Raw genomic sequence first — 13,453 nt, 5'->3', positions numbered from 1 at the left:
CCGCCACGCCTGCACGCCGAAGGCTCTGCGCCGCCACGTCTACACGCCGAAGGCTCTGCGCCTCACCGTCTTCGGCGTCCCCGGCATTCCGCGAAGAACCTTTTTTTGCTCCTACCGATCAAATGCAGGTGTCGACGCGTTGAACGCCTCGATGTCTTCCTCGGCAAGCAATGCCTGCACCATCGACGCGGTCGCCCGGCGCATCGGTCGGTCGTCCACGCGGTCCAGCGGTGCCTGACGCAGGGCATCCAGCGGCAGCACGGTCAGGTCGAACGGGATGCCGTCGGCGCCGAAGAGCAATACGGGATGCTCGCTTTGCTCGTTGCCCGACCAGCGCAGCCGCCGCGTCTGCGTCTCCAGGGGAATGCCTTCCACAGCGGCTTCGCGTCGCGCGCGCAAGGCCTGTGGTTGCGAATCCGCCTTGAAGATCCGCTGATGTTCGCGAAGCGCATCTTCGATCTCGTTGTTACGGGGCAGTGCTTGCGTGTCGGCGATGCCGAGTCGCTCCGCGGCCTTCACCTTAGCGTGGTGGAAGTCGCGGATACCGTGCTCACTCATCAGGCGCGCCGCTTCCTGGGCGACAAGGGCGCGATGACGCTGCGTCCGGTCCTGTGCGTGGATTTTGTGGTGCTCGCCTCGTGCCATGACTCACCCCCGTGTGGTGTGTATGTGTACGTCAGAAAATATCGTAGGCGTGGTCCTGCTGTTCCTCCTGCTGTTTCTGCGTTGCCTGCTCGCGAAGACGGTCGACATCCTCGACCTTCATGATTTCATTCATGCCACCCGGTGAGGGCAGGCCCGAACCCGCATCGATCTGTAGCGTGGCGATGCCTGGCGGCATGGCCAACGTGTGCGACGGCTTGTCCTTGAGTACCGCGCCCATGTAGTCCATCCAGATGGGCAAAGCGGCCTTCGCGCCGAACTCGCCCCGACCGAGCGAGCTGAAGTCGTCGAAGCCGACCCAGACAGCCGTGGAAACGTCGCCGTTGAAGCCGACGAACCAGGCGTCGCGGTGGTCGTTGGTCGAGCCCGTCTTGCCGGCGAGGTCGTCGCGACCAAGGGCCCGCGCTGCCGAACCGGTGCCGCGCTTGATCACGTCCTGCATGAGCGACGTCACCAGGTAGTCGTTGCGCACGTCGATCACGTGGGGAGCGAGCTTCGGCACCTTCGCCTGGTCGGCGTGGGCATCGGCGGGAAGCACGGCATCGCCCGTGCCGTTACCCCCCGTGCTGCTGGCAGCCGCCGGTTTGGCCGGAATGAGGGCGGTGGAAGGCTGGGTCGGTGGGCCGGCCGGAGCGGGATTGAGCAAGCGTTCCTGGCAATCCGCGCAGGCGCGTTCCGGGTTGGCGAGGTACACCGGATTACCGTCACGGTCGTCGATGCGCGCGATGAAATACGGGGTGACGAGGTAGCCGCCGTTGGCGAATACGGCATAGCCACGCGCCATGCTCATTGGCGAGACCGATGCGGTGCCGAGGGCGAGTGACAGGTTCTGTGGCAGGGCGTCCGGCGTGAAGCCGAAGCGCGTCATGTATTCGCGGGCATAGCGCACGCCGATGGCATCGAGCAGGCGAACCGAAACGAGGTTCTTCGACTGCACCAGCGCCTCGCGCAGGCGCATCGGCCCTGCAAACTTGTTGTCGTCGTTCGCCGGCGTCCACATGCCATCGGGGCGCGACGGATCGGGGAAGGCGACCGGCGCATCGTTGACGATGGAGGCGGGCGTGAAGCCTCGCTCGAAGGCGGCCGAATACAGGTATGGCTTGAAACTCGAACCCGGCTGGCGCGCTGCCATCACGGCACGGTTGAACTTCGAACGAAGGAAGCTGAAACCACCCACCAGCGCACGGACGGCACCGTCTTCGGGGTCGACCGAGACGAGGGCGGCCTGCACGGCGGGGATCTGGGTCAGGTGCCAGGCGCCCTTGCCTGGATCGGGCTTCGCTTCCGTCGTGGCCTTCGCGGTGTCCGATGCCTTCGCGTCTTCGTTGATGTCGTCCTTCTCGCTGCGGATGAGGCGAATCACGTCCCCGCGCTTGAGGACGGCGTCGACACGCGTCGGTGCCGCGCCCGCGCGTCCCTCATTCACGTAGGGCCGGGCCCAGGCGATCGAGTCCAGGCTCAAGGTCGCCGACTCCTTCGCGGACAGGTACACCGTCGCCTCCTTCGCCCCGGTTTCGGTGACGATGGCCGGCATCATGCCCGCCACGCTCGTGTAGCCGGCGAGAACGCGGTCGTAGTCCTCGGGGCCAGCCTGGGCAGAGAGCTCTTCATGACCTTCCGGGCCACGGTAGCCGTGGCGCCGGTCATAGGCGGACAGCCGCCCGCGGAGCGCATCGTTGGCGGCCGCCTGGCTGTCGCTCGGCACGGTGGTGTGGACCACGTAGCCCTCGGTAAGGGCGTCATTGCCCAGTTTCTCCAGAACCTGCTGGCGCACCATTTCGGCAAGATACGGCGCGTCCACCTCGATCTGTTGCTCGTGCGGGAAGGCGTCGTTGGGTTCCTTGACGGCCTCGTCGTACTCCGCCTGGGTAATGAAGCGGTTGGAGAGCATCTGGCCGAGCACCCAGTCGCGACGGGCGATCATCCGCTTGGGGTTGTTCAGCGGGTTGACCACCGAGGGCAGCTGGAAGGTCGAAGCCAGGGTGGCACTCTCGGCTACGGTCAGCTGGTCGAGCGTCTTGCCGTAGTAGTACGAGGCCGCCGCCGCGAGGCCGTACGAGCGATGGCCGAGGAACATCTTGTTGATGTAGAGCTCCAGGATCTGGTCCTTGGTGAGCTCGTTCTCCATGCGCAAGGCGATGAATACTTCCGTCAGTTTCCGCGAATAAAGCTTTTCGGGGCTGAGGAAGAAGTTGCGTGCGACCTGCTGCGTTATGGTCGAGCCACCGGGGCCCTTGTCGCCGCCGGACACGATGACGTGGATGCCGGCGCGGGCGATACCGTGCCAGTCGATGCCCGGATGACTATAGAAATCGGCATCTTCGGCCGATAACACAGCATTCTTGAGCCGTGCCGGCACGTCGGCGATGTGCACCGGAATGCGTCGGGTCTCGCCGAAGGAGGCGATCAGCCGTCCGTCGGAGCTCAGTACCCGGAGCGGAACTTGCATGTGATAGTCGCGCAGGACCGCGACCGAGGGGAGGCGCGGGGCCAGCAGCCAGTAGGCGACGCCAATGGCGCCTGCCACGAAAAGGATGCCGGCCAGGGCGAGGTACAGCGCAATGCGCAGCAGACGCTTGAGGATTCGCATGGAGGGGGAAGGGGTCACCGCCGTGTGGGTCGTGGCGGAGTATAGAGCTAAGCCGGGGACGCGAAGGGCTGGGGGACGCTCGACCAGCAGTGAAGGGTTTTCGCTAACCCAGTGACAGGATTTGTGAATTAGTGCCGGTAAGGGTCGATTTCGCCCGTTGCCAATCTGTTAAGTTTTAGATCTAATGCCTTCGCGCCGAAGACCAATTCCGACAAAGGCGCGGGGAAGGGGGACAACGTGGGGCTCTTTACACCCAAGGCGGCGCCTTTGATAGGCGTCGACATCAGTTCGACCGCAGTAAAGCTGCTGCAGCTCAGTCAGGCAGGTGGACGCTATCGCGTCGAACACTATGCCGTTGAGCCGCTGCCGCCCAATGCCGTCGTCGAAAAGAACATCGTTGAGGTCGAAGCGGTGGGCGAGGCTATTCGGCGGGCACTGGCCCGATCCGGATCCAAGCTCAAACACGGCGCTGCTGCCGTGGCCGGCTCCGCCGTGATCACCCGTATCATTCCCATGTCGGCCGACCTCTCGGAGGATGACCTCGAAGGTCAGATCCAGGTCGAGGCGAACCAGTACATTCCCTACCCGATCGAGGAAGTTAGCCTCGATTTCGAGATCGTAGGGCCGGTTCGCGACAATCCCGAGATGAACAACATCCTTCTCGCCGCCTCGCGGACCGAGAACGTGGACATGCGCATCGCCGCGCTCGACCTGGGCGGACTCACTGCCCGGGTCGTGGACGTCGAGGCCTTCGCCATGGAGAACGCTTTCGCCATGGTGGCCGACCAGCTGGCGGTCTCCCGGGATGCCCTGGTGGCGGTTGTCGACATCGGCGCCACCATGACCACCCTGGCCGTGCTGAAGAACCAGCGGACGATCTACTCCCGCGAGCAGGTCTTCGGCGGCAAGCAGCTCACCGACGAGATCATGCGTCGCTACGGTCTCTCCTACGAGGAAGCCGGTCGGGCCAAGCGCAAGGGTGGCCTGCCCGAGTCTTACGAGATGGAAGCCCTGGAGCCGTTCAAGGAATCGCTGGTCCAGCAGGTGAGCCGTCTGCTCCAGTTCTTCTTCGCCGGTAGCGAGTACAGCCGCGTCGACCAGGTTGTCCTGGCCGGTGGCTGCGCGTCCATCGAAGGGATCACGGAACTTCTCGAGCAGCAGCTGAGCGTGCCCTGCGTCGTCGCCAACCCGCTGGCCCGGATGGCGCTTTCCAGCCGTGTCCAGGCCCAGACCCTGGCCCAGGATGCGCCCGCGCTGATGATTGCCGTCGGCCTCGCCATGAGGAGCTTCGACTGATGGCACATATCAACCTGCTTCCCTGGCGCGCCGAGCGGCGCAAACTCCGCGAACGCGAGTTCTACATCCAGCTCGGCATGGCGTTTGGCGCCGCTCTCGTGGTGTTGATCGCGTGGTCCTTCTGGATGGACGCTCGCATCGACAACCAGGCCGAGCGCAATACGTACCTGCAGGGCGAGATCAAGCAGCTCGACGACCGCATCGCCAAGATCAAGGACCTCGAAAAGGTCCGTGCGGGCCTGCTCCAGCGCAAGCAGATCATCGAGCAGCTGCAGGCGAACCGGTCGCAGATGGTCCACCTGTTCGACGAACTGGTGAAGACCATCCCGTCGAGCGCGCGCCTGGCAGGCATGAAGCAGTCGGGTGACTCGATGAGCCTCGACGGCGTCTCGCAGTCCAACTCCAGCGTGGCCGAGTACATGCGCAACATCGAAGCGTCGCCCTGGATGGGCCATGCGGACCTGCGCAAGACCGAAAACACGCACGACGCCTCGCGGATGCCTTACGTGTTCGGGCTCGACGTTCGCCTGAATCATCCGGGCGATACGCCGGATGGCGCGCCGGCGGATTCGTCCAGCAGCGCGGCTCCGGCGTCGGCTTCGTCCGTCGCGACGGTTCCGGCGGCACTGGTGAACGGCGCCAATGCCGTGGTCGGTAAGCCCGCCGCCGCTCCCGCTTCGTCGACCGCCGCCGCGGCCCCGGCTGCTACACCGGCCGTTGCACCGCGTCCGGCTTCCGCCACCACGGCAGGAGCCAAGCCATGAAGTTCTTTGACGATCTGCGTAACCTCGATCGCCATAACGTCGGCGGCTGGCCGAAGTCGATCAAGCTGTTCTTCACCGGCCTGCTGTTCGTGGTCGTCGTGCTCGCCGGCTGGTACTTCGAGATCAGCACGCAGCAGGATGACCTCGCTTCGGCAGAGGCCAAGGAAGAGTCGCTCAAGGTCGAGTTCTCCCAGAAACAGGCGAAGTCCGCCAACCTGGAAGCCCTCGAGCAGCAGCTGACCGAAATGCAGGACATGCTGCGCACCCTGCTGCGTCAGCTGCCCAGCCGTACGGAAATGCCCGAGCTGCTCATCGACATCTCGCAGACGGCGCTCGCCGCCGGCATCGAGACGGAGCTGTTCCAGCCGGGTCCGGAAACACCGAAAGACTTCTACGCCGAGAAACCGATCACGCTGCGCATGGTCGGTACCTATCACCAGTTCGGTACGTTCATCAGTGGCGTGGCGTCGTTGCCTCGCGTCGTCATCCTGACGCTGCACGACGTGTCCTTGTCGCCGAAGCCCGGCGATAAGAACAGCGCCAACTCCGGTCAGCTGGTTCTCCAGGGTACGGTGAAAACCTATCGCTACCTGGAAGACGACGAGACCACGGCCCCGGCGACTCCGATCAAGGGGGCCAAGTGATGAACGCTATGTCCATCAAGCTGCGGCCTGCCGCTTCCATGCTTTTCGCGGCCCTCGCCCTGGCTGGCTGCACGAAAGGAACGTCGGACCTGCGCGAGTGGGTCGATGCCGAAAAGCACAAGAAGGGGGAGCCAATTCCGGTTCTTCCGGTGATTCGCACGTTCGAGACGTTCGCTTACCAGGACCAGGGCGCTCGCGACCCGTTCAGCCCGAGCACGGCTGAAATGGACACGAACGTGTCTTCGGGGCCGCGGCCGGATGAGAACCGTCCCAAGGAGCCGCTCGAGATGTTCTCGCTCGACACCCTGAAGATGGTTGGCACGGTTGGTGCTGGTTCCAGTCTCGAAGCTCTCGTAAAAGATCCGGGTGGGGTGATCCATCGCATCCACCGCAACGAATACATGGGGCAGGCCTACGGTCGCGTGACGGCCGTCGGGGAGGATCGGATCGATCTGGTCGAACTGGTGCCTAACGGCCAGGGCGGTTGGATGGAGCGTCCGGCAAGCATCGCGGTCGGCGAAAAATAAGAACTCGGGGATGACGCACATGACGACCAACTTCCATCATCTGCCGGGTAGCGCGCGCCAGCGCGCGCGCCGCTGGGTGCTCGGCGCCACGCTTGCTTTCACCGGCGTGTTCGCAGGCACCGCATCGGCGGCCAACGCCCTGCAGAATGTCAGCTACGATGCACAGCCCGGGGGGCGCATCGAACTGACCCTCGCGTTCTCTGAAAATGCGCCGGATCCGAAGGTCTTCACGACCAACAATCCGCCACGCATCGCCATCGATCTGCCTGACACGACCAACGCGTTCAGCAGTCGTCACATCGACATCGCCAAGGGCTCCACGGCGGGTGTCTCGGTGGTCGCCGCCGGTGGGCGCACTCGCGTCACCATCGAGCTGTTCCGCGAATCGGCCTACCGCACGCGCGCCGAGGGCAAGAACCTCATCGTCACCGTGAACAACGGTCCGACCGGCGCGACGACGACCACGGCCATCGTGTCCGACCCGACCAAGGCACTCCCCTCGAGTGCGGGTATCCCGGTGTCGAACATCGACTTCCGGCGCGGTCCGAATGGCGAAGGTCGCGTCATCGTGACCCTCGGCAGCACCGCGACGACGCCGGAAATGCACCGCGAAGGCGATCACGTGATCGTCAGCCTGGCGGGTTCCAGCCTGCCGGCAAAGCTCGCCCAGCGTCTGGACGTGCTCGACTTCGCCACGCCGGTCCAGTCGATCGACTCCAAGGCCTCCCCGGGCGGCGCCCGCCTCGACATCCGTACCAAGGGTGAAATCGAGACGTCCGCCTACCAGAGCGGCACCGAGTATGTGATCGAAGTCGCTGCAAAGAAGACTGCCGCGCTGACGGGCAAGGCCGCCAAGGGTCAGGAACCGACCTATTCGGGCTCGCGACTGACGTTCAACTTCCAGGATATTCCGGTGCGCTCGGCCCTCCAGCTGATCGCCGACGAAGCCAAGCTCAACCTGGTCGCGTCCGACAGCGTCGGTGGCAGTGTCACCCTGCGCCTGGTCAATACGCCGTGGGACCAGGCACTGGACGTGATCCTGCGTGCCAAGGGCCTGGACAAGCGTCGTAGCGGCAACGTCATCTGGATCGCCCCGCAGGCCGAACTCGCCAATTACGAGCAGAGCCTCGCCGATGCGCGCCAGAAGGCCGAGGAATCGGCGGAGCTGATCTCCGACTACATCCCGATCAGCTACGGCAAGGCGGAAGACATCGCCAAGCTCCTGACCTCGGGAAGCATGCAGAGCTCGGGTGGCGGCGGTTCGACATCGGGTGGTTCGCGAGGCTTCCTCTCGACCCGCGGCAGCGTTTCGTTCGACGACCGTACCAACACCCTGCTGATCAACGACACGCCGGACAAGATTCGTGACCTGCGTGAACTGATCGGGACGCTCGACCGTCCCGTGCAGCAGGTGCTGATCGAGTCGCGCATCGTCGTCGCCACCGACCAGTTCACCCGTCAGCTCGGTGTTCGCTGGGGTGTGCAGGCGTTCAAGACGAACCCGGGCGGCCAGGTCATCGGCACGACACCGGACCTGAGCAGCGGTACCGGCACGCAGCTGGGTACGCCGGGTCTGCTGACCAACGTCCACAACCTGAACAACGGTACGCAGACGGACAACACGCTGACCTTCCCGGGTGGTTACAACGTCAACCTGCCCGTCTCGAACCCGGCTGGTAGCATCGGCCTGGGCATCCTCGGGGCGAACTATGCGGTAGACCTGGAACTCTCGGCGGCGCAGACCGAAGGCCGTAGCGAAGTGATCTCCAGCCCGCGTGTCATTACCGCCAACCAGCAGGAAGCGGTGATCAAGCAGGGTACCCAGATCGGCTACGTGACCTACCAGGCCTCGAGCTCGGGCGGCGGTGCGCAGAACGCGACGGTCCAGTTCAAGGACGCCGTGCTCGAACTCCGCGTCACCCCGACGATCACGGCCGACAGCCGCGTGTATCTGAAGATCAACGTCAAGAAGGACGCGCTGGCGAGCCAGACCCCGTCGCCGGGCGGTGGCTTCGTGCCCTCGATCGATACCCGCGAGATCAACACCTCGGTGCTGGTCGACAACGGTCAGACGGTGGTCCTGGGCGGTATCTACGAGATCACCAAGTCCAATACGACGAACAAGGTGCCGGGCCTGGGCGATATTCCGGGTCTGGGCGTCCTCTTCCGCAACACGAACCGCCAGAACAACAAGGCCGAGCTGCTGATCTTCGTTACGCCGCGAATCCTTTCCGATTCGTTGCAATAACCTGGCTGCAGTGAAAAAAAGGGGCGGCCTCAGGGCCGCCCCTTTTTTTTCGCCCCTAAACTTCTCCGGCCGGCTGTGGTCTCATCGTCCCTCTACCCGCACGAGAGCCCCCGATGTCCGAGCTGCCGATTGCCACGACGCCTCTCCAGGAAGCGTTCGTCCGCCTGCGTGAGGAGTTGTCCCGCGGCATCATCGGTCAGCCGCACCTGGTCGAATGCCTGCTGATCGCCCTGCTGGCGGACGGGCACCTGCTCGTCGAAGGTGCGCCCGGGCTGGCTAAAACCACGGCGATCAAGGCCCTCGCCACACGCGTGGAGGCGGATTTCCACCGTATCCAGTTCACCCCTGACCTGCTGCCCGCCGACCTCACCGGCACCGATATCTTCCGTCCGCAGACCGGCACCTTCGAGTTCGAGCGGGGGCCGCTGTTCCACAACATCGTTCTGGCGGACGAGATCAATCGCGMGCCGGCCAAGGTGCAGTCAGCCCTGCTCGAGGCCATGGCGGAGCGACAGATCACCATTGGCCGACGCACCTGGCCGCTGCCCGATCTGTTCATGGTCATGGCGACCCAGAACCCCATCGAGCAGGAAGGAACCTTCGCCCTGCCGGAGGCCCAGCTCGATCGCTTCCTGATGCACGTCACCATTGGCTATCCCGACGCCGATGCCGAACTGGCGATCCTTCGCCTGGCGCGCGACCAGGCACGCGAAGCCATGCACCCGGTGCCGCCTCCCGCGCACATGCTGCGTCCGGCTGACGTGTTTGCCGGGCGCGACGCCGTGCTTGCCGTACACATGGCCGCGCCGCTCGAGCTGTACATCACCCAGCTCGTGGTCGCCACCCGTAACGCTGCGAAATATGGCCCGGAGCTCGCGCGCTGGATCGCCTGGGGTGCCAGCCCGCGCGCCACCATCGCCCTCGATCGCTGCGCCCGCGCGCATGCCTGGCTTGCCGGTCGCGATTACGTCATCCCGGAAGATATCCATGTCATTGCGCACGAAGTGCTCCGTCACCGTGTGTTGCCCAGCTATGAGGCCGAGGCGGAAGGCGTGCGCATCGATTCGGTGATCGATCGCCTGCTGGATCTCGTGCCGCTGCCGTGAGTGCCGTCGTCCCCATTCCGGAGGGGCGCGTCCACGTGTCGCTGCCCGAACTGATCGCACTACGTGCACGCGTGGCACGTGCGCCGACGCCCCCTGTCGTGTCGAGGGTGCAGCGCAGCGGCCAGCGGCCCGGCCGGTTACACGGCCGGGGCATGGATTACGCCGAGTCTCGCGTTTACCAGGCCGGTGACGACGTACGGCGCATGGACTGGCGACTGACCGCACGTAGCGGTGTCGCGCATACCAAGCTCTTCGAGGAAGAGCGTGAAGGTCGTCTCCTGATCCTTCTCGACAGCAACGCGAGCATGCGCTTCGGCACCCGTACGCGATTCAAATCCGTGCAGGCGGCACGCGCCGCGGCGATGGCCGCGTGGTATGCCGTGCGTGGCGGCGATCGCGTCGGTGTGCTTGCGTTCGGTGGTCAACGCCACCTGCTTCGTCCCCTTGGCGGGGCTCGCGGGGCGCTTGCCGTCGTGGGTGCGATCGCCGCATGGGACGCGTTGCCGCCCGGCGCGGACGAAACCCTTTCGTCGGCCCTGCAACGTGCGGGCCGTCTCATGCACGGCGCATCGCGTGTGCTGATCGTCAGTGACGGTTTCGCCGTGGACGATACCGCGCGCGGACGGATGCTCGGCCTGGTCGGCAAGGCGGAGGTGTCCGTGCTCACTGTCGCCGATGCGCTGGAGCTCGCCCCGCCGCCGGCAGGTCGTTACCCGCTTGCGCACGGCGGCATTCACTACGACATCGTCCTTGAGGGTGAGCGCCAGCGCGCGGATTTCGCGCGCACGCTCGGTGAAGGCGTGCGGCGACTATCCGTGCTTGCCGATGGACTCAGCGTGCGGGCGCGCACGATCGACACCACGGCCGATCCGCTCGATGCCGTGGTCGCGCTACTCGGTTCGGGAAGGGCACGTTGATGCCGACCCCGGGCCCCGAACTGCGCGACATCCACGTGCCACAGGTATCCATGTGGTGGCCGCTGGCCCCCGGGTGGTGGGTCCTGTTCGCCCTGCTCGTCGCGGCGACGGTCGCTGTCATAGTGTTCCTTCGTCGTCGTGCGGCGTGGAACCGTCGTGTCGATGCCGCGCTGGCCGACCTTCGCGACGCCACCGCGCGTTGCGCGCAAGACGGTAATGTCGCCGCGTTCGCCACCGTTGCAAGCCAGCTTCTGCGTCGCGTCGCCCGCACGAACGACCCTCGCAGCGTGGTGCTGAAAGGCGTGGCGTGGCGCGATGCCCTCGCCGCCATGGCACCCCGACAGGACGTCACCCGCCTGGCGCGGATTGAAGACGCCATCTACCGTCCCGAGGCAGCGCTCGACGTGCCGTCGACAGCGCTCGATGTCGAAGCCTGGGTGCGCGTCGCCCTGCGAAGGAGGCTGCCGCATGTCGCTTCCTGAGTTCGCATGGCCGTGGCTGTTCGCTGCCCTGCCGTTACCTTGGCTGTTGCGTCATGTGTTGCGCCCCTTGAAACCCGCGCAGGCCATGAACCTGCCGCAGCCGGGCCTGTCGCTCGTGGCGGCATCCGTGACCCGGGCGCCGTTCTCGGCAACCTTGTTGCTGGCGCTTGCCTGGCTTTGCCTCGTCACCGCCGCGGCCAGACCGCAGTGGCTCGGACCACCGGAGCCACAGCGGCGTAGCGGACGCGCGACCATGCTCGCGGTGGATCTCTCCGGCAGCATGTCGCTCGACGACATGGAGTTGGCTGGCCGCAACGTCACGCGCTTTGCCGCCGTCGAGGCGATCGCCGGCGACTTCATCGATCGGCGCGCGGGCGATGAGCTGGGCCTCATCCTGTTCGGTTCGCAGGCCTACCTCGTCACACCGCTCACTTACGATCTGGATGCGGTCCGCGCGCAGTTGCACGGTGCGGTGGTCGGCTTGCCCGGTCGGGAGACGGCCATCGGCGATGCCCTGGCTGTCGCCGTGAAGCGCCTCGCCGACATGCCCGAACAGGCGCGCGTGGTCATACTTCTCACCGATGGCGTAAACAATGCGGGATCCATTTCGCCGCGTGAGGCGGCGCGCGCCGCCAAGGTTGCCGGGGTTCGCGTCTATACGATCGGTATCGGCGCGACGTCCATGCGCGTTCCGGATTTCTTTGGGAGTCGCGAGGTAAACCCTTCGGCCGATCTCGACGTGTCTATGCTTACCGATATCGCCAACCAGACGGGCGGGCGATTCTTCCGCGCGACGGACAGCGCCGAACTCGCCCAGGCTTACCGCGCGATCGATGCGCTGGAGCCCGTACCTCAGCAAGGCGCCGCCCTCAGGCCGCGCTACGAGCTGTTCCGCTGGCCGTTGCTGGCCTCGCTCGTGCTATTCGCCATCGGCGCGTTGCCGCGCTATCTCGGGCGGAGGGCCTTCGCATGACCGAGTGGCTCGGCCATCTGCATTTCATCGAGCCACGCTGGCTCTGGCTACTGCTTTCGGTGCCCGTGCTCGCGTGGCTTGTCGGCAGGCGGTCGGCGGCAGTGCGCATGCTAACGCGCCTCGCGGATCCGCTCTTGTTGCCGCATCTGCTCGACGGTAAACCCGGTGCGTCACGCGCTCCCGTGGTCGCTTTTATCGCCGCCGCCATCCTCGCCGTTCTCGCCCTGGCCGGCCCCGCCTGGGATCGCCAGTCGCAGCCGCTTTTCGCCGAGCGTGCCGCACAGGTCGTGGTCGTCTCGATGTCGCAACACATGCTCTCGCACGATGTCGTGCCCGACCGGCTCAGTCGTGCGCGCTACAAGGTGCGTGAACTCTATGCCGCGAATCGTGACGGGATGAACGCGCTGGTTGCCTATACCGGTGAAGCGTTCACGGTGGCTCCTCTAACGACCGACGCTCATAGCGTGGACGACCTGCTCACCGCGCTGGCACCCGACACGATGCCCGTGGCCGGTGACGATCCGGGCAAGGCGATCGACATGGCTGCCGAGCTTATTCGTCATGCCGGTATTCGCGGCGGTTCGATCGTCCTGGTGACCGATCACGCCGACGCCTCGGCCGCGGGGGCTGCCGGCCGCGCACGTGCCGCCGGGAACACCGTGTCCGTTCTCGGTCTTGGCACCCCGCGCGGCGGACCGGTTCCCGGTGATGACGGCGGCTTTCTCAAGGACGAGCAAGGCGCGATCGTCATGGCGGCCCGTAACGACACGTCACTGTCCGCCGTGGCTGTCGCCGGCGGTGGCCGTTATGTCGTCACCACCGACGACCAGTCCGACGTGGCCTCGCTCGCATCGGCGCTGCATGGCGATGGCGGGGGCAAGGCCGTCGAAGGCGCCACGTCGGGCCTATGGCAGGATCGGGGGCCGTGGTTGCTCATTCCGCTTCTGCCGATCGTCGCCCTGGCATTCCGGCGTGGATGGTTGCTCGTGCTGGCCTTGACGTTGATGCCCCTGGCGCCCGCGCGCGCCGACGGCGTCACGAACGCATTCCGTACGCGCGACCAGCAGGCGGCGAAGGCGCTGGCCGATGGCGATGCGAAGCGCGCGCAGTCGCTGGCGACGAGCAAGGGCCTGCTCGGCGCCGCTGCCTATCGGGCCGGTGATTACGCGGGATCAGAGGCCGCCCTTGCCCAGGGTGCCGATAGCGATTCTCAATACAATCTCGGTAACGCGTTGGCCAAACA

12 protein-coding genes are annotated in these 13,453 nt (G+C 65.5%); 10 read left to right on the top strand and 2 right to left on the bottom strand.

Annotated features, from left to right (window positions below):
- Nucleotides 1–111: 111 nt before the first annotated feature.
- Complete coding sequence (locus AC1DT2_RS07100) at nucleotides 112–645, bottom strand: hypothetical protein (protein ID WP_477295450.1); 534 nt, start codon at nucleotides 643–645, stop codon at nucleotides 112–114.
- 31 nt (nucleotides 646–676) lie between these two features.
- Nucleotides 677–3,253 carry a penicillin-binding protein 1A gene (locus tag AC1DT2_RS07095; RefSeq protein ID WP_213949752.1) on the bottom strand — a complete coding sequence of 859 codons (2,577 nt, stop codon included), beginning with the start codon at nucleotides 3,251–3,253 and terminating at the stop codon, nucleotides 677–679.
- Nucleotides 3,254–3,490: 237 nt separating this feature from the next.
- Here AC1DT2_RS07095 and AC1DT2_RS07090 point away from each other — a divergent pair, with 237 nt between their 5' ends.
- From AC1DT2_RS07090 to AC1DT2_RS07045, 10 genes are all read left to right on the top strand, one after another.
- Entirely contained in the window at nucleotides 3,491–4,549 is a 1,059-nt protein-coding gene (locus AC1DT2_RS07090; RefSeq protein ID WP_063573069.1) for a pilus assembly protein PilM, read from the top strand.
- Nucleotides 4,549–5,313: a PilN domain-containing protein gene (locus AC1DT2_RS07085; RefSeq protein WP_477295448.1), complete on the top strand. Its 765-nt coding sequence runs from the start codon at nucleotides 4,549–4,551 to the stop codon at nucleotides 5,311–5,313. The genes AC1DT2_RS07090 and AC1DT2_RS07085 overlap by 1 nt, the downstream gene beginning before the upstream one ends.
- Nucleotides 5,310–5,957 carry a type IV pilus inner membrane component PilO gene (locus AC1DT2_RS07080; RefSeq protein WP_213949750.1) on the top strand — a complete coding sequence of 216 codons (648 nt, stop codon included), beginning with the start codon at nucleotides 5,310–5,312 and terminating at the stop codon, nucleotides 5,955–5,957. The genes AC1DT2_RS07085 and AC1DT2_RS07080 overlap by 4 nt, the downstream gene beginning before the upstream one ends.
- On the top strand, nucleotides 5,957–6,484 hold the full coding sequence (locus tag AC1DT2_RS07075; protein WP_063573072.1) for a pilus assembly protein PilP: 528 nt from the start codon (nucleotides 5,957–5,959) through the stop codon (nucleotides 6,482–6,484). The genes AC1DT2_RS07080 and AC1DT2_RS07075 overlap by 1 nt, the downstream gene beginning before the upstream one ends.
- A gap of 19 nt (nucleotides 6,485–6,503) precedes the next feature.
- Nucleotides 6,504–8,732 carry a type IV pilus secretin PilQ gene (locus AC1DT2_RS07070; RefSeq protein WP_477295445.1) on the top strand — a complete coding sequence of 743 codons (2,229 nt, stop codon included), beginning with the start codon at nucleotides 6,504–6,506 and terminating at the stop codon, nucleotides 8,730–8,732.
- 113 nt (nucleotides 8,733–8,845) lie between these two features.
- Entirely contained in the window at nucleotides 8,846–9,838 is a 993-nt protein-coding gene (locus tag AC1DT2_RS07065) for an AAA family ATPase (protein ID WP_477295443.1), read from the top strand.
- The gene (locus AC1DT2_RS07060) at nucleotides 9,835–10,755 is read left to right on the top strand and encodes a DUF58 domain-containing protein (RefSeq protein WP_477295441.1); all 921 of its coding nucleotides are present in this window, start codon (nucleotides 9,835–9,837) and stop codon (nucleotides 10,753–10,755) included. The genes AC1DT2_RS07065 and AC1DT2_RS07060 overlap by 4 nt, the downstream gene beginning before the upstream one ends.
- Nucleotides 10,755–11,237: a DUF4381 domain-containing protein gene (locus tag AC1DT2_RS07055; protein ID WP_213949747.1), complete on the top strand. Its 483-nt coding sequence runs from the start codon at nucleotides 10,755–10,757 to the stop codon at nucleotides 11,235–11,237. Before AC1DT2_RS07060 ends, AC1DT2_RS07055 begins: the two co-directional genes overlap by 1 nt.
- Nucleotides 11,224–12,210, top strand: coding sequence for a VWA domain-containing protein (locus tag AC1DT2_RS07050; protein WP_477295439.1), 987 nt, complete (start codon nucleotides 11,224–11,226; stop codon nucleotides 12,208–12,210). Before AC1DT2_RS07055 ends, AC1DT2_RS07050 begins: the two co-directional genes overlap by 14 nt.
- Nucleotides 12,207–13,453 (top strand): VWA domain-containing protein (locus AC1DT2_RS07045; protein WP_477295437.1); only part of this gene is annotated, 1,247 nt, incomplete at its 3' end. The genes AC1DT2_RS07050 and AC1DT2_RS07045, both read left to right, overlap by 4 nt.

This window comes from Luteibacter sp. P4_E6, assembly GCF_056401535.1.
The sequence above is the reverse complement of the archived record's forward strand: the minus strand, read 5'-3'. Positions and strand labels throughout refer to the sequence as shown.